Annotated in this window: 20 protein-coding genes and 2 pseudogenes; 10 read left to right on the top strand and 12 right to left on the bottom strand. The window is 70.1% G+C overall.

Annotated elements, in window-relative coordinates; translation table 11 throughout:
• Positions 1-31: 31 nt before the first annotated feature.
• Positions 32-481: a VOC family protein gene (locus AB0B64_RS03370; protein ID WP_358174296.1), complete on the bottom strand. Its 450-nt coding sequence runs from the start codon at positions 479-481 to the stop codon at positions 32-34.
• A 284-nt stretch (positions 482-765) separates the two neighbouring features.
• Here AB0B64_RS03370 and AB0B64_RS03365 point away from each other — a divergent pair, with 284 nt between their 5' ends.
• On the top strand, positions 766-1,101 hold the full coding sequence (locus AB0B64_RS03365) for a hypothetical protein (protein WP_357947213.1): 336 nt from the start codon (positions 766-768) through the stop codon (positions 1,099-1,101).
• On the opposite strand, the pseudogene AB0B64_RS03360 reads toward AB0B64_RS03365, so the two are convergent.
• From AB0B64_RS03360 to AB0B64_RS03345, 4 genes and pseudogenes are all read right to left on the bottom strand, one after another.
• A pseudogene (locus AB0B64_RS03360) lies at positions 1,058-1,261 on the bottom strand (response regulator transcription factor); the annotation flags it as partial. The gene AB0B64_RS03365 and the pseudogene AB0B64_RS03360 sit on opposite strands and share 44 nt — an antisense overlap.
• A gap of 405 nt (positions 1,262-1,666) precedes the next feature.
• Positions 1,667-2,002, bottom strand: a pseudogene (locus tag AB0B64_RS03355) (response regulator transcription factor); the annotation flags it as partial.
• Between the two features lie 294 nt (positions 2,003-2,296).
• Positions 2,297-3,244, bottom strand: coding sequence for a sensor histidine kinase (locus AB0B64_RS03350; RefSeq protein ID WP_357947216.1), 948 nt, complete (start codon positions 3,242-3,244; stop codon positions 2,297-2,299).
• 563 nt (positions 3,245-3,807) lie between these two features.
• On the bottom strand, positions 3,808-4,296 hold the full coding sequence (locus AB0B64_RS03345; protein WP_357947219.1) for a hypothetical protein: 489 nt from the start codon (positions 4,294-4,296) through the stop codon (positions 3,808-3,810).
• 158 nt (positions 4,297-4,454) lie between these two features.
• Between AB0B64_RS03345 and AB0B64_RS03340 the strand changes: the two genes are divergently transcribed.
• On the top strand, positions 4,455-4,760 hold the full coding sequence (locus tag AB0B64_RS03340) for an MOSC domain-containing protein (RefSeq protein ID WP_358174293.1): 306 nt from the start codon (positions 4,455-4,457) through the stop codon (positions 4,758-4,760).
• A 159-nt stretch (positions 4,761-4,919) separates the two neighbouring features.
• The gene (gene hemW / locus AB0B64_RS03335; RefSeq protein WP_358174290.1) at positions 4,920-6,140 is read left to right on the top strand and encodes a radical SAM family heme chaperone HemW; all 1,221 of its coding nucleotides are present in this window, start codon (positions 4,920-4,922) and stop codon (positions 6,138-6,140) included.
• A gap of 56 nt (positions 6,141-6,196) precedes the next feature.
• Here hemW and AB0B64_RS03330 read toward each other — a convergent pair whose 3' ends face one another.
• Genes AB0B64_RS03330 through AB0B64_RS03320 form a run of 3 tightly spaced genes read right to left on the bottom strand, consistent with a single transcriptional unit; the run spans position 6,197 to position 8,594 of the window.
• Entirely contained in the window at positions 6,197-7,006 is an 810-nt protein-coding gene (locus AB0B64_RS03330; RefSeq protein ID WP_358174287.1) for a DUF4870 domain-containing protein, read from the bottom strand.
• Positions 7,003-7,812 (bottom strand): DUF3097 domain-containing protein, encoded by an 810-nt coding sequence (locus AB0B64_RS03325; RefSeq protein ID WP_357947231.1) that lies wholly within the window; start codon positions 7,810-7,812, stop codon positions 7,003-7,005. The genes AB0B64_RS03330 and AB0B64_RS03325 overlap by 4 nt, the downstream gene beginning before the upstream one ends.
• Before the next feature lie 17 nt (positions 7,813-7,829).
• Positions 7,830-8,594, bottom strand: a complete 765-nt coding sequence (locus AB0B64_RS03320) for a hypothetical protein (RefSeq protein ID WP_358174284.1) — start codon at positions 8,592-8,594, stop codon at positions 7,830-7,832.
• A gap of 144 nt (positions 8,595-8,738) precedes the next feature.
• On the opposite strand from AB0B64_RS03320, the gene hrcA reads away from it, so the two are divergent.
• Positions 8,739-9,752 (top strand): heat-inducible transcriptional repressor HrcA, encoded by a 1,014-nt coding sequence (gene hrcA, locus AB0B64_RS03315; protein WP_357947237.1) that lies wholly within the window; start codon positions 8,739-8,741, stop codon positions 9,750-9,752.
• 11 nt (positions 9,753-9,763) lie between these two features.
• On the top strand, positions 9,764-10,903 hold the full coding sequence (gene dnaJ, locus AB0B64_RS03310; RefSeq protein ID WP_358174281.1) for a molecular chaperone DnaJ: 1,140 nt from the start codon (positions 9,764-9,766) through the stop codon (positions 10,901-10,903).
• 11 nt (positions 10,904-10,914) lie between these two features.
• Here the strand turns inward: dnaJ and AB0B64_RS03305 are convergent, their stop codons facing one another.
• The gene (locus tag AB0B64_RS03305; RefSeq protein ID WP_357947243.1) at positions 10,915-11,568 is read right to left on the bottom strand and encodes an ATP-binding protein; all 654 of its coding nucleotides are present in this window, start codon (positions 11,566-11,568) and stop codon (positions 10,915-10,917) included.
• 8 nt (positions 11,569-11,576) lie between these two features.
• On the bottom strand, positions 11,577-12,623 hold the full coding sequence (gene iscB, locus AB0B64_RS03300) for an RNA-guided endonuclease IscB (RefSeq protein ID WP_358174278.1): 1,047 nt from the start codon (positions 12,621-12,623) through the stop codon (positions 11,577-11,579).
• Between the two features lie 460 nt (positions 12,624-13,083).
• On the opposite strand from iscB, the gene AB0B64_RS03295 reads away from it, so the two are divergent.
• The gene (locus AB0B64_RS03295) at positions 13,084-13,818 is read left to right on the top strand and encodes a 16S rRNA (uracil(1498)-N(3))-methyltransferase (protein WP_357947249.1); all 735 of its coding nucleotides are present in this window, start codon (positions 13,084-13,086) and stop codon (positions 13,816-13,818) included.
• A gap of 12 nt (positions 13,819-13,830) precedes the next feature.
• Here the strand turns inward: AB0B64_RS03295 and AB0B64_RS03290 are convergent, their stop codons facing one another.
• Both AB0B64_RS03290 and AB0B64_RS03285 read right to left on the bottom strand, forming a co-directional pair.
• Positions 13,831-14,490 carry a hypothetical protein gene (locus AB0B64_RS03290; RefSeq protein ID WP_357947252.1) on the bottom strand — a complete coding sequence of 220 codons (660 nt, stop codon included), beginning with the start codon at positions 14,488-14,490 and terminating at the stop codon, positions 13,831-13,833.
• Positions 14,487-14,966 carry a SigE family RNA polymerase sigma factor gene (locus AB0B64_RS03285; protein ID WP_214638568.1) on the bottom strand — a complete coding sequence of 160 codons (480 nt, stop codon included), beginning with the start codon at positions 14,964-14,966 and terminating at the stop codon, positions 14,487-14,489. Before AB0B64_RS03285 ends, AB0B64_RS03290 begins: the two co-directional genes overlap by 4 nt.
• A gap of 357 nt (positions 14,967-15,323) precedes the next feature.
• Here AB0B64_RS03285 and AB0B64_RS03280 point away from each other — a divergent pair, with 357 nt between their 5' ends.
• The 4 genes from AB0B64_RS03280 (at position 15,324) to AB0B64_RS03265 (ending at position 20,098) form a co-directional block, all read left to right on the top strand.
• Positions 15,324-17,306: a vWA domain-containing protein gene (locus tag AB0B64_RS03280; protein ID WP_358174275.1), complete on the top strand. Its 1,983-nt coding sequence runs from the start codon at positions 15,324-15,326 to the stop codon at positions 17,304-17,306.
• The gene (locus AB0B64_RS03275) at positions 17,303-18,610 is read left to right on the top strand and encodes an extracellular solute-binding protein (RefSeq protein ID WP_357947258.1); all 1,308 of its coding nucleotides are present in this window, start codon (positions 17,303-17,305) and stop codon (positions 18,608-18,610) included. Before AB0B64_RS03280 ends, AB0B64_RS03275 begins: the two co-directional genes overlap by 4 nt.
• Positions 18,611-18,614: 4 nt before the next feature.
• Positions 18,615-18,965 carry a histidine triad nucleotide-binding protein gene (locus AB0B64_RS03270; RefSeq protein ID WP_225291013.1) on the top strand — a complete coding sequence of 117 codons (351 nt, stop codon included), beginning with the start codon at positions 18,615-18,617 and terminating at the stop codon, positions 18,963-18,965.
• 104 nt (positions 18,966-19,069) lie between these two features.
• Positions 19,070-20,098 (top strand): PhoH family protein, encoded by a 1,029-nt coding sequence (locus tag AB0B64_RS03265; RefSeq protein WP_357947261.1) that lies wholly within the window; start codon positions 19,070-19,072, stop codon positions 20,096-20,098.
• The last annotated feature ends 8 nt before the right edge of the window (positions 20,099-20,106 follow it).

Below are 20,106 nucleotides of genomic sequence, written 5' to 3'. Positions count from 1 at the left end.
CTGCTTGGGTGCACGGTCCTTTCGGCAGTCTTCAGCCGATCTGCTCCGCCAGTCCGACGATGATGCCCTCGGGGCCGCGGACGTAACAGAGCCGATAGGTGTCCTCGTACTGCTCCAGCGTGCCGACGAGTTCGGCGCCGTGGGTGCGCAGGCGGGCAATGACGTCGTTGATGTCGTCGACGGCGAACATGATGCGGCGAATGCCCAGCGTGTTCGCCGGCGCGTCTTTCGGGTCGGGGGTGATGGCCTTCGGCCGGTGGAACTTCGCCAGCTCTACTCGGCCATGGCCGTCCGGAACCCGCAACATGGCGATGTCCTGCCGGACGTCGTCGAGCCCGATGACGCGCTCCGCCTGCTCCGCCCAACGTCCCTCAAGGGGCCCCTTGCCCTCCAGTTCCATGCCAAGTTCGACGAAGAACGCAATAACGGCGTCCAGGTCGTCGACAACGATGAGGACATTGTCCATCCGCTGAATCGCCATGTTGGGTCTCCCTTGGTGTGCTGTGGCCACGGTGGCCGCATGTGCCCCTGAGACGGAGCCGAGAAGCCATTATCGACATCCTTTGCTCCATCCCCTTCGAGGGCTGCGGGGTCTGTCAGGACCATGGACTCTCAGCGAGGGGCCTGCACCACTCGAAATTCGATGGCCGCACTCAAGGTTCGGCGGCGCAGGACGCGCAGCCCTGGATCCCCGTGCATGCCGAGGTTTCTGTCGGTGACGACCGCTACCTTCTTGTCCGAACACCTGTGCGATAGGAGGGTGACATGATTGCCGCTGAGCAATTCGAGCGTGCTGCTGTGCTGGGGGTCGCCGTGGCGGAAGAAATGCGGCGGTTGCTGAGACTTCACGCGGTCCCGGCCGAGGGAGCGGGTGACGGCACCGTCCTGGTCGACGTGCCCTACCCTGACGCGGCCGTGGTGGTGGCCGTGCTCGACGTGGCCGCCGACTGTTTCGGCGAACGTGGCGATTCGGTCGAGGAAACCCGCCAGGCCGCCCTGGAGACGGTCTTACAGCTGGCGGGCTTCGATGATGATTCCCAGCTCAACCACGTGGAGGTCACGGGTTCGGGCGGACGAGACCGTGGCGGTACGCGTATGTGACGGCTTGCGCGCGGTCTCTCAGGCGGGCCTTGGCGAAGAGGTTGTTGATGTGGGTCTTGACGGTGGCCTCACTGATGAAGAGCCGGGCGGCGATCTCGGTGTTCGACAGGCCGTCGGCGATGAGCCGCAGCACCTCGACCTCGCGCCGCGTCAGGCCGTCACGCGCGCCGGCGAGCGCTTCGTCGTCGGTGCTTGTCGCGGCGTCTCCGCTGCCGGGAGTGCGCCGTTCGATTGTCGCCTCCAGCCTGCCAAGGACCGGCTCCGGCTGCTGCCGGGGAGCGGTCTGGCCGACGGAGAGATCGTCGCCGAACACGCTCCGGCCGGTGGAGGCGGCACCCTCGTCGAGAGTCGTCGGACCGGTTTGGTCAGGTTGTGTGCGCGTGTCGCGGTCGGGCTGCTCGGGTGGGTTGCGGTCATGCTGCTCGCGCGGATCGCGCGGATCGCGGTCAGGTCGCGCGCCCTGGGGCCGACCGCCGTCGGGAGCCGTCATGGTGTCGAGGAGACGGCGCTGGACGGAGGGATCGAGCTGGGCGTTACCGCTGACGACGACGGCGATGGCCTTGGCGATCTCGTCCGAGTCCGCGCTCTTGGTCAGGAAGCCTCGCGCTCCCGCCCTGAGCGCGGCGAACACCGATTCGTCGTCCGAATACGTGGTGAGCACCACGACCTGGGTGTCCGGGTGCTCGGCGCGGATGCGGCGGGTCGCCTCGACGCCGTCCATGCGCGGCATCCGGAGGTCCATCAGTGCCACGTCTGGCCGCCGCTCCGCGACCAGGCGGAGCGCCGCCTCACCGTCCCCTGCCGAGCCGACCACCTCGATCCCCGGCAGGAGTCCGAGCAGCAGGACCAGCCCTTCCCGAACGACCGCCTGGTCATCGACGACCACGACCGTGACGCTCATGATCCGGCCACCGTGACCCACCGGGCGAGAGTGGCGGGGCCGCCGGACGTGAGGGGGAGTAAACGGGAATCTCGCGACTCCGTGCTGGAGGCGGCCGGCTGGGTCTCGGTGGGGCCGGCGGAGATGGGGGAGGTAATGCGGGGACTCCTCGACTCCATGCTGGAACCGGCCGCCCGGATCCCGGCGGGGCTGCCGGACGTGAGGGAGGTCATGCGGGACTCCCCAGGTGGACGCGGAAGCCCAGGAGACTGGCGGATTGGCGGAAGCCGCCGTTCGTCTCACCCGTGCACTGGTTCACGCCGGGACCCGCAAATGGACGCGGAAACCGTCCGTCGTCTCGCCCGCTGACAGGGTGCCGCCGAGAAGTTCGGCTCGTTCGCGCATACCCATGAGGCCATATCCTCCCCCAGGTGTGCCTCGCTCGGCTCCGGCGGGGTTGGTGATGTGGAGGTCGCATGAGCCGGGCTCGTACACCAGTCTGATCGTGGCCGGAGAGCCGGGAGCGTGCCGCCGTACGTTCGTCAGCGCCTCCTGGGCGGTACGCAGCAGGGCGAGCTCCGTCTCCGGGGGCAGGCGGTGCTCCGTGCCCGAGACGTGCAGCGTGCACGCCCGGTCGGTGGCCGCCTGAAAATCCTCCGCCAGCGTCCGAAGTGCCTGCGGAAGGGCGGGCGTGTTCTCGCGCAGGGCCGACACCGCGCGCCGGGCTTCCTCGAGCCCGGATTTGGCCAGGTCGCGCGCGCGGACGACGCGGTCGAGCGCTTCCTCGGTCTTGTCCGCGCGGAGCAGGAGCTTGGCGCCCTCCAGATGCACGAGCTGCGCCGACAGCGAGTGGGCGAGGATGTCGTGGATCTCTCTGGCGATCCGTGCCCTCTCGGCGAGTACGGCCTCGCGGGCCTCGGCGGCTCTGGCCGCCCGGCGTTCCTTGACCGAGTAGGCCACCAGGAACACCAGGCAGAGGCTGAGGATGAGGCTGAGATCGCGACTCAGCCGACCGGCGATGGCCCCCTCCACGAGCAGCGCGCAAATGGCCAGCGCCCCGATCGGCACCGACTGGCGCAACGGCAGCCGGATGGCCGCCATGCCGAGGCTGTAGAACAGCACGGCGAACGCCGGGCCGCCGTCGGCCACCGCGTCGAGAGCGATCGCGAAGGCGGTCGATGCGCCGAGCGCGACCGCCAGGAGAGGCACCCGGGATGTGATCGCCAGTGCGGACAGCCGGGAGGTGGTCGCTGTGTCAGGCACTTGGGACGTGGTCGCTGTGGTGGATCGGCGGAACACGGTCGTCATGCGGGATACGCGGGACGCGATTGTGACCCCCTTGCGCGCCACGCTGGCGGGCCCGGACATGCGCGATGTCACTTGATCCCGCGGTAGCTGGGGAGTCGCTCGGTCCAGCGGGGATCGGGAGAGCGCGCGGTATGGCGAGAGCCGAGAGGTGGCTTGGTCCAGCGGTGGTGGGGAGGTGCTTTGGTCCGGTGGCGGGGGCGCCGCTCGATCCACTGGCGGTGGGGAGGGCGCTTGGTTTGGTGGTGTCGGGGATGCTGCTCGGGCCGGCCGGGGTGGGGACGGTGCCTGGTCTGGCTGGGGTTGGGGCGCCTTGCGGGGCTGTAGGAGCCCTGACGCCTTCCGAGTGAAGGGGAGTTGGGCGACGATCAGCAGGATCACTATGGCTGCGGTCAATCCGGTGATCGTCAGGCCGGAGCCGCTCAAGCCGAGCGCCGGCTTGGACCGTACCTGCGCCCATACGAACACGACGATCACCCCCAGTCGCAGGACGAAGGGGGCGATCTTTGACGGGTCCGGCATCACTCCACGAAGCTATCCGCCCGCACGGTCGTACCGGAAAGGGCGCGGCCGCGACGGGCGACGAGCAGAGCCTGGGCGCCGATGGTCAGGCCGACGAAGAACAGGATGCCGGAGGTCGAGACGTTCAGGCCGAGGGCGGTGCCGGCGAAGTACAGGCCCACGCGGCTCGCGACCGAGGCCAGCCAGGCCAGAAGGGTCAAGGGGGTGGCTTTCGACCAGGTAACCCCGGCCTCGTCCATCCAGACGCGTACGGTCGCGGCTCGGACGGCGCCGAAGACCACGGCGGCGATGGCCTCCACCACCACGAGGGCCAGGCTGAGGGCAAGCTGGGCGGTGTCGATGAGGCCGCCGGTCAGCAGGCCCAGTGCGACCAGGGCGGCGGAGACATAGACGATGCCGTTTCTGGCCGTGGGGCGGGTCATCATCTGCCGGTAGACGACGAAGATGACGGCGGCGGGGATGAGCAGCGCGCTCAGCAGGGGATCCATGGGTCTGACGGTAGGGATGAGCGGTGTGGCGGCGGATCGGACTGGGGGTTGAGTCCTGGATCTCCACCCTGGGGTGGAGAGCACGGGCAGTGGATCGGTCATGGGGTTCGGTTTGCCGTCGGCATATGCGTCTTATCTCAGTAAATGTCGGGAAACCGGTGGATGTTGAGTGGGCGGGCAAGCTGGGGCGGACGGCCATCAACAAGGCGTCTGTCGCGGGGCGGGTGGATGCGAACGCCAACGGGCTGGCGGGTGACGAACGGGCCGACAAGGCGAACCACGGCGGGCCGTGCCACGCGGTCCACGCCTACGCCAGGGAGGATTACGACTGGTGGAGGGGGTTCTGGGACGTGACCTGCGTGACGGCAGGTTCGGTGAGAACCTCACCACGTCGGGGCCGGACGTCAATGGGGCGCTGCTCGGGGGACCGGATCGCGGAACGGGTCCTCAAAGACGCTCCGTGAGCCTCGCCGGGCGGTCTTCCAAGAGCCGCCAAATAGTTTCCCGGATCGGAGAGTCACCGGATCGGAGAGTCACCGGATCGGAGAGTCACCGGATCGGTGAGTCGCCGGATCGGAGCGCCGCTGGATCAGGCAGTCAATGGCAGCGGGCAGACTGGAGGCGTGCCATCCACCCTGCCCGACGGCGACGCCGCGCCCTCCTCCGGCGAACTGCCCGAGAGCGCGCTGCGCGGCCTCGGCGAGCGTCCGTTCGGCTTCTACGTGCACGTCCCGTTCTGCGTGACGCGCTGCGGCTACTGCGACTTCAACACCTACACCGCCGCCGAGCTGGGCCCCGGTGCCTCGCACCGCGACTACGCCGACACGGCCATCGAGGAGGTACGGCTGGCCCGACGCGTCCTCGGTGACGTGGAGCTCCCGGTCGAGACCGTGTTCTTCGGCGGCGGCACGCCCACCCTGCTGCCCGCCGAAGACCTGGGCCGGATCCTCGGCGCGATCGACGCGGAGTTCGGGCTCAAGGCGGGCGCCGAGGTGACCACGGAGGCCAACCCCGAGTCGGTCGACCCGGCCTACCTCGGCAGGCTGCTGGACGGCGGCTTCAACCGGGTCAGCTTCGGCATGCAGAGCGCCAGGGAGCACGTGCTCAAGGTGCTCGACCGGCAGCACACGCCCGGCCGGGCGGCGCAGGCCGTACACGAAGCCAAGAAGGCCGGGTTCGAGCACGTCAACCTGGACCTGATCTACAGCACGCCCGGCGAGTCCGACGACGACTGGCGGGCGTCGCTGGAGGCGGCGATCGCCGCCGAGCCCGACCACGTCTCCGCCTACTCGCTGATCGTGGAGGAGGGCACGCGGCTGGCCGCCAGGATCAGGCGCGGCGAGCTGCCGATGCCCGACGACGACGTGGCCGCCGACCGCTACCAGATCGCCGACGCGCTGCTGGCGGAGGCGGGCTTGCGCTGGTACGAGGTGTCCAACTGGGCCACGGACGACGACGCGCGGTGCCGGCACAACCTGCTCTACTGGACCGGTGGCGACTGGTGGGCCGTCGGCCCCGGCGCGCACAGCCACGTGGGCGGCACCCGCTGGTGGAACGTCAAGCATCCGGCCGCCTACGCGCAGCGCCTGGCCGCGGGCACTTCGCCCGCGCACGCGCGCGAAGTGCTTGCCGACGACGACCGCGAGGCCGAGCGCCTGATGCTGGAGCTCCGGCTGGCCTCCGGCTACCCGGTCGCCGACGTGGCTCCGGGCGCGCGTACGGCCGTCGCGGTGGCGCTGGGCGACGGTCTGCTGGAGCCGGAGCCGTTCAAGGCGGGGCTGCTGGTCCTCACCCTGCGCGGCCGGCTCCTGGCCGATGCCCTGGTGCGGGATCTGCTCGGCTGAGCATTGCCCTGGTACGGGCTCAGCTCAGCCGACTATTGGCCTGGTATGCGGTCTGCTCAGCTGACCATGCGGATGGCGATCGGGTAGCGGTAGTTCTCGCCCTTGTTGGCGGCGATGGCGGCCTGGATGTGGAAGATCAGCGACACGATCCAGATGATGGGGAACAGGATGATCCCGATCAGGACGACCGTCAGCAGGCCCGCGACGACGTAGCCGATGAACATCGTGATCTGGAAGTTCAGCGCCTCGGCCGACTGGTCGCGGACATAGGGTGACTCGTCCCGCTTCATCAGGTAGATGATCAGCGGGCCGATCCAGGAGACGAGCAGGCCGAGCAGGTGGGCCAGCATGGCCATCGTGGTGTCGTCGCTGCCCGGCCGCGGACCGTAGACGCCGGGGACGTGCGGCGGACGCTGCTGCGGGGCCGCGTAGCCGTAGCCGGGCTGCTCGTAGCCGGGCGGCGGCGTGGGCGGCTGCCCGTAACCGTAACCGGGCGACTGCCCGTAGCCGCCGGAACCAGGCTGCCCGTAGCCGCCGGAACCAGGCTGCCCGTAACCGTAGCCAGGCTGTGGCCCCGACCCAGGACCGCTCTGAGGCCCGGAACCGTAAGCGGGCTGGTCACCATACCCAGGCGCGGGCCCCGAGCCGGGCTGACCGCCATACTCGGGCGCGGGACCGGACCCTGGCTGGGCGCCGTATCCGGGCGCGGGACCCGACCCAGGCTGGGCTCCGTATCCGGGCGTCGGTCCGGAGCCAGGCTGGGCGCCGTACTCCGGTTGCCGAGGGGTTTCGGGGTTGATGTCCGACTGCGAGATGCGTCGCGTCGCATCATCGTCCGGCGGCGGCTGCGGGGGATCCTGGCTCATGGTGCCTCCGTAACGAAGTCGATCAGTTCCTCGACCCGGCCGAGCAGCTCGGGCTCCAGGTCCGTGAATGCCGAGACGGCGCCGAGGATCCGCCGCCACGCGTCGGCCGGCTCCATCCGCCAGCCCAGGGCGGCGATCACGCCCTCCTTCCACGGCACCCCGCGCGGCACGTCCGGCCAGGCCGGGATCCGCAGCACGGAGGGCTTGACCGCCTGCCAGATGTCCACGTAGGGATGGCCCACGACGAGCACGTGGGGTGAGGTCACCTGAGCGGCGATCCGGCTCTCCTTGGAGCCCGGCACGAGATGGTCGACCAGCACGCCCAGCCTACGCTCCGGCGACGGGCCGAACTCGGCGACGATCGCGGGCAGGTCGTCCACGCCCTCCAGATACTCGACCACGACGCCCTCCACCCGGAGGTCGTGGCCCCAGATCTTCTCCACGAGGGCGGCGTCGTGCACGCCTTCCACGTAGATGCGGCTCTCCTTGGCCACCCTGGCCCGCAGGCCCTCGACGGCTATCGAGCCGGACGCGCTCCGCCTGGGGCTCGACACCCCCGGGGCGGCCGGCCGTACGAGCGTCACGACCTTGCCGTCCAGCAGGAACGCGGCGGGCGCGAACGGGAACAGGCGGCGCTTGCCGAAACGGTCCTCCAGCGTGACGGCCTCCTTGTCGCAGGCCACCACGGCGCCGCAGAAGCCGCTCTCGGCGTCCTCCACGACCAGATCGAGTTCGGCGGGCACCTGGGGGATCTTGCCCTTGCCCGGCCGCCGCCAATTTCCCGCTAGAACATCGCCGTCGTACACACGGGGACCGTAGCAAATCACCCGCCCGCCGCAAGGCGCTTGCGATGAGAGCTCCGCCGGGTCACCACCATGATCGTCGTGATGACGGCGGCCAGCACGCCCAGACCCGGGATCACCAGCAGCGCCGCCACACCGCCCACCAGCCCGCCCGCGGCGGCGGCGAAGTCGCGGCCGACGCCGAAGCGCACGTTGGTCGGCTCCTGGGTCGTGCAGGTGAACTGGTAGTCGCCCTTGGCAGGCGCGTTGACCACGAGGATGAGCTGCCACTGCGTGCCGTTGACGGTGACCCGCTCGGTGCCGGACGTCTTGGCGAGCCTGGCCTGGCCGGGACCGCCGTCGATCCGGCACATGTAATGGACCTGGCTCTCACTGGCGAGGTACACCACCGGCTTCTCCGCCGGGTCCAGCGGCACGGTGACGCTCTGGCCCGCCGTGAACGTCTTGGACGGGGCCACCGCGCCCACCGTGTTCAGGATGCCGCTCACGAACACTCCCACCCCGACCAGCCCGGCGAGCAGCGCCAGGCCCCAGGCGACCGCGATCCACCGCAACCGCGGTCTGATCAACTTCGGGTCAACCTGAGGGCCGAACCGCTGCGGCGTGCCGTAAGGTCCGGGCTGGTACGGCTGCTGCTGCCCGTAGGGGCCGGGCTGGTAGTGCTGCTGGCCGTATTGCGGCGGACCATATTGGGGCGGCGGCGGGCCGTACTGGGGAGGTTGCCCCTGGTACGGACCCTGTCCCGGCGGTGGACCGTAGGAGGGGGGCTGGGAGTCGTCGGTCATATCGGCCAGTGTGCGCCCTATTGGCGGCCACTCGCTAGCTCCGGTGTTATCGCACCTTGTGGGCGGGAGCCGTACACTTGGCACTCGGGAACACAGAGTGCTAGACCTGTCGTTTCCTGAAAGGCAGAGGTAGGAGGTGAGCGCGTGCTCGACGATCGGAAGCTGGCGGTGCTCCGCGCCATTGTCGAAGACTACGTGTCCACCAATGAGCCGGTGGGCTCCAGGGCGCTCGCCGAACGCCACAACCTGAAGGTCTCCCCAGCGACGGTCAGGAACGACATGGCCGCCCTGGAGGAGGAGGGCTACATCACCCAGCCGCACACCAGCGCGGGCCGCGTGCCGACGGACAAGGGCTATCGCCTGTTCGTCGACCGGCTCTCGCAGGTCAAGCCGCTCTCCGGAGCGGAGCGCCGGGCGATCGAGACGTTCCTCGCCGGCGCGGTCGACCTCGACGACGTGGTCACCCGCACGGTGCGGCTGCTCGCGCAGCTCACCCGGCAGGTCGCGGTCGTGCAATACCCGACGCTGACCCGCTCGACGGTCAGGCACGTCGAGCTCGTGCCCCTGCACGACCGGCGGATCATGCTCGTGCTGATCACCAACACGGGCCGCGTCGAGCAGCGGGTGGTCGAGCTGCCCGAAGTGGTGGAGGACACCCGCATCGCGCACCTGCGCGCGGTGCTCAACGCCTCCCTCGACGGCTGCGGCCTGCTCAACGTCCCCGATCAGGTCGCCGACCTGCCGGAGCGGCTGCCCGTCGAAGACCGTCCCGTGGTGGCCACTATCCTGTCGGTGCTCCTCGAGACGCTGGTCGAGCGCCATGATGAGAAGATCGTGTTCGCCGGTGCGGCCAACCTCGCCGGGGCCGACTTCTCGACCGGGCTGCGCGATGTGCTCGAAGCACTGGAGGAGCAGGTCGTGCTCATGCGGCTGCTCGGCGAGACTTCCACAGACACCCCGTCCACGCTCACCGTGCGCATCGGCTCGGAGAACCCGTTCCTCCGTGGCACGTCGATCGTCGCAACCGGGTACGGTTCTGGCGACAACGAACTGGCCCGGCTAGGCGTGCTAGGCCCCACGAGGATGGACTATCCCGTGACGATGGGCGCCGTGCGCGCGGTGGCACGCTACGTCAGCCAAATCCTGGCTGCATCATAAGAGGTCGATAAGTGGCAAACAGCGACTACTACGCCACCCTCGGGGTGCGCCGTGACGCCAGTCAGGAAGAGATCAAGAAGGCCTACCGCAGGCTTGCCCGCGAACTCCATCCCGACGTCAATCCGGACCCCGCGACCCAGGAGCGGTTCAAGGAGATCACGCAGGCCTACGAGGTGCTGTCCGACGCCAACAAGCGTCAGATGTACGACCTGGGCGGCGACCCCTTCGGCGGCTCCGGCGCGGGCCAGGGAGCGGCCGGCTTCGGCGCGGGCTTCCCGTTCAGCGACATCATGGACGCCTTCTTCGGCACGGCCGGGGGCGCGCGCGGGCCCCGTTCGCGGGCCAGGAGAGGGCGCAACGCGACCATCCGCGTCGAGCTCGACCTGCGCGAGACCGCCTTCGGCACCACCCGCGAGCTGGTCGTCGACACGGCCGTGCTCTGCGAGGTCTGCCAGGGCGCGGGCGCCGCGTCCGGCACCCACCCCGACACCTGTGACATGTGCAACGGGCGCGGCGAGATCTCCCAGGTCACCCGGTCGTTCCTGGGCCAGGTCATGACCTCCAGGCCGTGCCCCCAGTGCGGCGGCTTCGGAACGATCATCCGCCACCCGTGCCAGGAGTGCTCGGGTGACGGCCGCGTGCGCACCCGCCGTACGATCAAGGTCCGCATCCCCGCGGGCGTCGAGGACGGCACGCACATCCAGCTCGCCGGCGAGGGCGAGGTCGGCCCCGGCGGCGGCCCGCCCGGAGACCTCTTCCTGGAGATCGTCGAGCGCCCGCACGAGATCTTCGAGCGGCGCGGCGACGACCTGCACTGCACGGTCCAGATCCCGATGACGGCCGCCGCGCTCGGCACCAACCTCGCCGTGGAGACGCTCGACGGCTCCGAGGAGGTCGACGTGCGGCCGGGCACGCAGTCGGGCCAGGTCATCACGATGTACGGCAGGGGCGTGCAGCGGCTCAACGAGACGGGCCGCGGCGACCTGCTCATCCACGTCAACGTGGAGACCCCGCTGCGCCTCGACCCGGCGCAGGAGGAGCTGCTGCGCGAGCTGGCCAAGCAGCGTGGCGAGGAGCGGCCGCCCGGGAAGTTCGCCCCCGGGCAGCAGGGGTTCTTCTCGCGGCTGCGGGACGCGTTCAACGGCCGCTGAACGGGACACGTTCAACGGCCGGTGACCCGTAAGGGCACCAGGAGTTCGCCCGGGAGGGCCACCCGGGCGGTGATGCCGTGTGGCGGCGACTCGTCCAGCCACACGCGCACACCGAGCCGCTCGGCCAGCCTGCCCACCACGTAGTGGCCGAGGTAGCGGGTGGGGGCGGCGAAGAAGCGCCGTTCGCCACGGAGCCGGGCGTTCGCGGCGGCGCGCTCTCCCTCGGTCATCCCCACGCCCTGGTCGACGATCGCGATGTGGCACTCGCCCTCGCGTGTGCTGGCCCGGATCTCCACCTCGGTGTCGGGCGCCGAGCAGGTCAGCGCGTTGTCGACCAGCTCGGTCACCAGGTGCGCGATCTCGGCGACGGCCGTGCCCCTGAGCAGGGCGTCGTCCACTTCGCCCAGCACCGCGCGGCCGGACCCGGCCGCGCTCAGGGCCGAGCGGAGCACGTCGCGTACGGCCACGGGATCGGGCGGGCGGCGCGGGCGGCCGGTGGCGGGCCGGTGGGGCTCCTCGGCCGCGGGCCCCGTCGTGTCCGGGGCCTTTCCGGCGAGCCGGCGCGGCGCCGCGCGGGCGATCCTGGCAGGGACGGTGAGCAGGACGGTCAGCCGGGTCTTCAGCGCGCACGGCCAGCGCCGCGCGCGGCGGGTGTTCCTGGACATGAACGTCATCAGAACCACCCGTGGATACCCCGGCGTTCATGCCGGGGAGGGAACGGGAGCGGGAGCGGGAAGGCCCTTGAGGGCCTGAGTGTGCCCTGAGGTTCACCGTTCAGTGGTGGTCTCCTTGCTCGTGGTGTAGCTGTAGCCGTCGGCTCTTTGGACGACGCGTCCGGTGTGGACTCCGGTGTGTTTGCCGTGGGTGAGGGTGGCGCGTACGAGGTCGCCGGTGGCGAACCCATGGACGTGCTTGATGCGGGGGAGCCGCAGGCGGGGGAATCCGTACCGGTCGGTGCGGGTTCGGCGGTAGGTGTGTTTCGCAGGAACTCTTCGACGGGTGTTGTGTTCTTCGCCTGGTTGCACGGCTGGCACGCCAGCGTCAGGTTGGAGATCCGGTCGGAGCCGCCCCGCGCCTTGGGGTGGATGTGCTCGACCTGCAAACGCGTACCCGCCGCACCGCAGTACGCGCAGGTCCGGCCCCATTTCTCCAGCAGGTACTGGCGGACTTCGTATCCGGCCAGCGTCCCCTGCTGGTACTCGACGCCTTCCAGCGGCTTGCCCGCCGACATGGCGTGCGTGTCGAACGCGACGCGCTCGATCTGGATGGCGCGCACGGGTGCCCACCGGCCCAGCCGGGCCACCCACGACATGGTGGTGTCCACCCGGTGCCGTAGGGACGGTGCGAGCCAGCCCTTGGGTTTGGCGCGGTTGAGGAATCGAGGAGCGCGGTAGCGCAGGTTGCGAGATCTCCTGCCGCGCCGGTAGCGCGAGCGGGCGGTGAGCTTGTCGCGGATCGCGGCGCCCCGGTGGTCGAGTTGGACGCTGTACTTCCCGGCACGGCTTGCGCCGCGTTCGGTGAAGACGGCGATGCCGGTGTGCTTGGAGCCGGGGTCGAGGCCGATCTCGACGCCGGCGACCGTGGAGTCGGCCAGCGCGCGGTCGGTCAGGCGGATGACGAACGGGGTGTGCCGGACCACCACCGCCCGGCCCGCTTTGAGGAATTGCCGGGCCCGGCCGGGCCGGCAGGGCTGCAACGGTTTCCCGTGGCGATCGAGCACGAAAACGTGTGGGTCTGTAAGGACCCTTCCGCCCTTCCCGGACTGTTCCGGGTCGGGGTGACGCCCGCCGCCCGGTGCGGTACGGCGGATCTCCCCTCGCCCAGCTTCCACACCGGGTGCGCGGCCTGCCGCGCGTCCGTAAGCCGTTTCGTGCCCACCCTCGGGCGTGTCTGCTCCCACGGATTCCAGAGCAGCGAACTGAGGAAGCATTCGCTGGTGGGTCTGCGGTCCTGCGTGAAAGGTAGCCATCTGGATCACACCTCCAACGGTGATGACTAGGGCTGGTCAACACGGGGCTTCAAAGCACCTGGCGGCACCTCAAGCCTTCTCCTTCAGGAGGGGGTCGTTGACCGCTCTGGACCCCTCGTAGAGTGACCTCAGGAAGGTGCGATCGCGGCCAACCTTAATCGTTTCGTGATCCTATGGCTACTGAACGTGAAAATCTTTGGGGTGATCGCCGGTGACCGTGCCGGTATTCCTGGCCGACGGCCTCGCCGACCGCACCGGGCCGGAGCTGGTCCTCGACGGTCCTGAAGGGCGCCACGCGGCCTCGGTCCGGCGCCTGCGCGCCGGAGAGCGGATCGACCTGACGGACGGCGCCGGCACGGTCGCCGAGTGCGTCGTACGTGAGGCGTTGAAGGACGCGCTCAGACTCGACGTGCTGGGCCGCTACGAGGCGCCGCCGCCCGAGCCCAGGCTGGTCGTCGTCCAGGGGTTGCCCAAGGGCGACAGGGGCGAGCTGGCCGTCGAGATGATGACCGAGGCGGGCGTCGACGTGATCGTGCCCTGGGCGGCGGCTCGCAGCGTCACCCAGTGGAAGGGCGACAGGGCGGCCAAGTCGCTGGCCAAGTGGCGTTCGACGGCCCGGGAGGCGGGCAAGCAGGCCCGCAGGTTCCATCTGCCGGAGGTGGCCGCGCCGGTGTCCACGGCCGGGGTCGAGGCGCTGCTCGGCGGCGCGGCGCTCGGTCTGGTGCTGCACGAGGAGGCCGCCGAGCCGCTGTCGGGCGTGACGCTGCCCGCCGGGGGCGACATCGTCGTCGTGGTGGGGCCCGAGGGGGGCGTCTCGGACGCGGAGCTGGCCGGGTTCAGGGCGGCGAAGGCGGTGCCGGTGCTGCTCGGCCCTACGGTGCTGCGTACCTCGACGGCGGGGGTGGCGGCGGCGGCCGTACTCCTGGCGCGTACCGGACGCTGGTGAGCTCTCAGCCGCTCATGGTGTGGTGGCGAGAGGGGTGCCGCCGAGCGGGCTGGCGAAGGTGCCGGACGTCGTGTCGATGTCGGTCGGTGGGCACTCCTCGAGCGGACAGGGCCCGCCGGGCATGCTCGTGTCCGACGGCGTGGGAGTCGGCGTAGGCGTCGGTGTGGGCGTCGCCTCGTCCGTGGGGCAGTCCTCCGGCGGCTGCTCCTCGGTGGGCGTCGTGGGAGTCGGGCACTTGGGGGTCGGTGTCGCCTTGGGCGTCGGCTTGCTGGTGGACTTGGCGGTCTCGGAGGCGGGCAACGGCGCGGAGGTGATCGGGGCGGGCACCACGGCGGGCGGATCGTCCGGTGGCGGGGTCGGCTTGGGCGAGGCGGGCCGACTGGTCGAGGAGTTGGATGGCGGCTTGGACCTGGTGTCTCTCACCTGCTCCACGGTCTCCTGCTGGATGACCTTGTGGCGCAGCTCGGGGACGACCATCACGATCGTGCCCGCCACCAGCAGCGCGCTGGCGGCGGCGGCGCCCGCTCGCCACCAGAACAGGTTGCGCACTCCGCGCCGCTCGATGCGGGCGCGGATGATCTCCAGTCCTTCCGGCGAGGGCACGACCGTGTCCGCCTCCGCACGGAGCACACGGCGCAGGACGTCGCCATACTCGTCGGGGGACTGGGTCATGACATTTTCTCCAGGACGGATCGCAAGGCGGCCATGCCACGAGCTGTGTGGCTCTTGACCGCACCCTTGCTGATGCCCATGGCGTGGGCGATCTCAGCCTCGGACAGATCACCGTAGTAGCGAAGGACGAGTGCCTCTCTCTGACGTGTTGGCAGGGACCTTAGCGCTTCGATGACGGCGGTGCGTTCGAGCTCGCCGATCGCGCCGTTCTCGGCGCTCGGAGCATCGGGCAGGCCCTTGGGCGCGTACTTCTCGACGACCGCGCGGTGACGCAGCACGGAACGGGACCGGTTGACGACGGATTGCCGCAGGTAGGCAAGTGCTTTGTCGGGGTCACGCAGTCTACGCCAGGCGCCATGGATGGCGACGAACGTGTCCTGCACGACTTCTTCCGCGGTTGCCATGTCTCGCACCAGCAACACAGCGAGACGCACTAATGACCGAAAGTGCGCACTGTAAAGCGCGGTCACGGCCATGTCGGCGTCCCACCCGACCGGCACCGCCCCCAGCGACCTGTCGGCCAAGAGGGTTTCGGTGGTCACATCATTGGGACGCGCGGCCTTCCCGGAGGGTTTACGCTCTTGCGGTTCCTTAGAGGGCATTAGCCAGTCGTGTCCTCGCCAGGTGGCTTCGCCCGACCCTGAATCGTCTTATTTTTCGGCAGTCTCGCACACTAACCCTAACCGCGAGGATCTTCGGACGCACGGCACGGCGGATTACCGATTCGCAACGGAGACAGCGGATTCCGTCCGATCTAGGATCGAGGGAGAATGCGGCGCCCCCAGTCACCCCGCAGAGCCGCCCCGGCCGCTCGGAGCGAGCGGTTGAAGGACGTGGCTGCCATCGTGACGCCACTATGGGCCTTCCTGGGGGCGGTGGCGGCGCCACTGCTGGGCGGCGGCGCGGCCGGGCGCGTGGTGTTCACCGTGGCCTCCCTGGTGATCCTGGTCCTGACCGTCCTCGTGGTGGTGGTCATGCTCGGCGCCCGGCTCGGCCCCGTCGGGACGGCCGTCGCGTGGCTCGGCACCCTGCTGCGGGCGTTCTTCGGCGGGGTGTGGCGGCTGATCGTGTTCGTCGCCCTGCTGGTCAGGGCCGCCGTCGAGTGGGTGAGCCGGCGCACCGGGCCGCTGACGGCCGGGGCGCTCGGGTTCGTCGCCGGGATGCTCGCGGTGGTGCTCGTCCTGCAGGGCGGGCCGCTCGTACGGATCGGACTGGGCTGGGCGCTCTCCACCCCCTGTGACCAGCCGCTGGAGCTGCGGGTGCTCACCTCCGCCGAGAACGTGGCCGCCCTCCAGGCGGTCGGCCGCCGCTACGCCGACGAGAGCGCCGACCTGCGCGGCTGCCCGCGCGTCCGGTTCGCCGTGACCCCCCAGCCGCCGCTCGCCACCATGTCCCAGGCCGCCAACAAGGAGTGGAACGACCCCGCCTCCTGGAACAGCAGCACCTACCGCGCGCTGATCGCGGTCCACCCCGACATCTGGATCCCCTCCAGCACCGCCACCGAGGAATATCTCCGCCAGGCGTTCGCCAACCTGGGCCAGGTCACCTTCGATCGGATGACCCCGGTGGCCACCTCCGCGCTGCTGGTGGCGTTCACGCCCGCGCTGGAGGCGCGGCTGGGCACGCAGTCCCCGCCAACGGACCTGCCCGGGATGCGGGCCTGGCTGGAGAGCGTCGGGGCACCCCTGGCCAGGCCGCGCGCCGACCTGTCGGAGATCGGGCTCATCGCCAGCGCCGGGCTCTACAGCTCCGACACCTCCAAGGACATCTCCGACGAGATGGCCTACACCCCGCCGAACCTCCCGCTCTCCGACGCCGCCAGCCTCCTCTGCTACGCCCGCGACCGCTTCGACACCGTCAAGGAATCGCTTGCCATGATCGTGCCGGAGCACCTCGTCTACGCGGTCAACAACCACCAGGACCTGGGTGCCTGCGCTCCGGGGCGGCAGACGGCCGGCCTGTCCTGGCACCGGCTCGATGGACTGCCCACCCTCAGTTACCGCTACGTCCGGCTGAAGTGGGCCGATCAGTGGAACGACGCGCGCGAGCGGGCGGTGATCGACTTCCACGACTGGCTCGCCCAGGACAAGCTCGCCCCCTACGGCTACCGCGACTCGGCGGGCGTGTCCGACCGCAAGGAACCCATGCCGCTCGGCAAAGAGCTCGACTCGGGACAGGCCGACAGCGCCGAACCGGCCATCGTCGAACCGGCCCGACTGATCGACCGCCTCGGCAAGGCGCATCCGGAGACGTCGTTCCTGCTGCTGGTCGACGCGTCGGGCTCGATGGGCAATCCGATCACGGGCGGCACCGCGCTGCAGCGGGCCAGCTCAGGGGCCAGCACCTTGCTCAGGCGGCTGCGCGAGGGCCGCGACACGGTCCGGCTGGCCACCTTCTCCGACTCCGGCGAGATCGGCGAGACCCTGGTGACGGGCTCGGCTCAGGTGGCCGGACGGCTGGGGACGCTGGCCGTACACGGGCGCGACGCCCCGCTCGGGGACGTGCTGGCGCGGGCGGCGCCCCTGCTCGCGGACACCCCCAACCCGGTCGTGGTCATGCTGACCGACGGCGGTCACCAGGCGGGCGACCTCGGCCGTACGGTGGCCGCCCTGCGGAAGGTGAAGGGGCTCAGGGTACGGCTGCTGCTCACCGGGGAGCAGCGGTGCGACGCCGACCACATCGCGCGGTTGGTCAAGGCCGCCGGCGAGGTCGTCAAGTGCGCGCCCATCAGCCGGGCCGAGGCCGCGACGCCGTACCAGGACCAGGTCGACGAGGTCGACAAGGAGTTGACGGAGCTGTGGCGGGAGAGCCCGTGACCGTGCGGCGATGGCGGGCCGCGGCCGTGGGCGCGGCGGCGGGGGTGCTGCTCACGCTCGGCGTGGTCGGCGTCAAGGAGCGGCCGGCGCCCGCGGAGCAGTGCGTGGACGACGACGTGATCAGGGTCGCCACCGGCGATGACGTGAGCGTCGGCGGCGCGCGCAGGGAGCTGATCCGCCGCTGGAAGGGCCCGCTCGTCCAGATGATCGAGATCTCCAGGGTGGCCGACCTCAAGCGCGACGAGATGCTGGCCGCCGCCCAGGCCGACCCGTGCCAGGCGTACGACCTGCTGATCATCGACATGGCCTCGACGGCCGAGTTCGCCGCCGCCGGCCTGCTCAGCGAGATCCGGCCCGAGGACGTCCCCTCGGGTCTGGTACGCCAGGCGCGCGAGAGCGGCCAGTGGGACGGCAAGCAGTACGCGCTGCCGTTCGCGGTGGACGTGGGGCTGCTGTACCGCAGGGCCGACCTGCCCGAGCCGACGAGCTGGGACCAGCTCTGGCCCGCCGCCCGCCAGGCCGGGGCCAGCTTCCCACACGGCGGGTACCTGGCGCAGCTCGCCGACTTCGAAGGCAGGACCGTGGGGCTGCTCGAACTGCTCCGCGCCTATGGCGCCACCGTGGTGGACGACGACGGCGAGATCGTGCTCGACCAGGCGCCCAACGACCGGCGGGCGCTCGCCGCGCTGCGGTGGATGCGGCAGTGGCAGAGCGACCAGACGCTGGGGGACTCCTGGAAGGACAAGGAAGCCGAGAGCCTGGCCGCCTTCGCCGACGGGGGTGCCGGATACCTTCGGCACTGGCCGTACGCGGATCTGCAGCTGATCACCGACGGCAGGACGCCGGTCAAGCTGTCGAAGCTCCCCGGCCCGGCGACCCTCGGCGGCTCGAACCTCGCCATCACCGCCAGATCCACCAAGTACGACAGCGTCCTCAAGTTCGTGAAATACCTCCTCCAGCCGGACAACCAGCGGCAGCTGTTCGCCTGCGGCGGCTACGCCCCGGTCGTCGAGGTCGCCTACGAGGACGTGGCCGTCTGCCCCGAGGCCGACGCGCGCGAGACGGGCACCCCGCCGACGCGCGAGGACCTCCGGCGACTGGCCTCCGCGATCAAGGACTCGCTGCCGACGGCCACGCGGCCCAAGCTGGAGCACTACACCCGGTTCAGCGAGGTGTTCAGGGCCTGCGTGACGAAGTACGTCTTCGCCGCGGAGGAGCCGACCCTTGACGACATCGGGATCATCGCCGACGAACTGGAGGCGGCCAAGCTGGGCAGGACCGAGGAGGGCGAGCCCTGTGGGTAGGGTGCTGCCTGTGACCGACTGCCTCTTCTGCAAGATCGTGGCCAAGGAGATCCCGGCCGAGATCGTTCTCGAGAACGACCGGGCGCTGGCCTTCCGCGACATCAACCCGCAGGCGCCCACGCACGTGCTGGTCATCCCCAAGGAGCACCACGCCGACGCGGCCGCCCTGGCCCAGGCCGACGACGGCCTGGCCGACGACGTGCTCAAGACCGCGCATGCCGTGGCCGTGCAGGAGGGCGTGGCCGAGCGCGGCTACCGGGTGGTCTTCAACACCGGGCCGGGCGCCGGGCAGACGGTCTTCCACGTGCACGCCCACGTGCTCGGCGGGCGTGATCTGCGGTGGCCGCCCGGCTGATCCGGCGCGGTGATATTGGCGCGAGCAATCAGCCTGGTCCCGGCTACGATGGGCGGAGAAGTACATCCGAACAGACCGGGAGGCATCAGGCCGCTGGCCTGCCCATGTCCGAACTACATGAATCCCGAAGAACGGCACCTCCCTCGCGCACTCAAGCCAAGGTGCTGATACCGGACGAATACCCAATGGTCAGCCTCCTGGGCTCCCGTGACGAGCTGCTGCGCGTCATCGAGGGTGCGTTCAGGGCCGACATCCACGTGCGTGGCAACGAGATCACCGTCACCGGCAGCCCTGACGAGAGCGGCGCCGTGGTGCGCCTGTTCGAGGAGCTGGTCGAGGTGCTGCGCAATGGCGGCGAGCTGACCGCCGACGCGGTCGAGCGGAGCATCGCCATGCTGCGCATGACGTCCGACCGCCCGGCCGAGGTGTTGTCGCTCGACATCCTGTCCTCACGCGGCCGGACGATCCGGCCCAAGACCGTCAACCAGAAGCGCTACGTCGACGCCATCGACCAGTACACGGTCGTGTTCGGCATCGGTCCCGCGGGCACCGGAAAGACCTATCTCGCGATGGCCAAGGCCGTACGCGCGCTGCAGGAGAAGCGGGTCAACCGCATCATCCTGACGCGGCCCGCCGTCGAGGCGGGGGAGCGGCTCGGCTTCCTGCCGGGCACGCTCTACGAGAAGATCGACCCCTACCTGCGCCCCCTGTACGACGCGCTGCACGACATGCTGGACCCCGAGTCGATCCCCAAGCTGATGGCGGCGGGCACGATCGAGGTGGCACCGCTCGCCTATATGCGCGGCCGTACCCTCAACGACGCCTTCATCATCCTCGACGAGGCACAAAACTCCTCGGCCGAGCAGATGAAGATGTTCCTGACCAGGCTCGGCTTCAATTCCAAGATCGTGGTGACCGGTGACGTCACGCAGGTCGACCTGCCCTCGGGCACGGTCAGCGGCCTGCGGGTGGTCCAGGAGATCCTCGATGGCATCAACGACATCCACTTCTCCCGGCTGACCAGCGCCGACGTGGTCCGCCACAAGCTGGTGAGCGAGATCGTCGACGCCTATGGTCGCTACGACGCGCTTCAGGAGCCGAAGCAGATTCAGCATCGGGGGAAGAGACGTTGAGGAATCGA

The sequence above is a fragment of the Nonomuraea sp. NPDC049129 genome (assembly GCF_040648495.1).
Classification (GTDB): Bacteria; Actinomycetota; Actinomycetes; order Streptosporangiales; family Streptosporangiaceae; genus Nonomuraea.
Note: the sequence above shows the minus strand (reverse complement) of the source record. Positions and strands in the feature narration are given on the sequence as shown.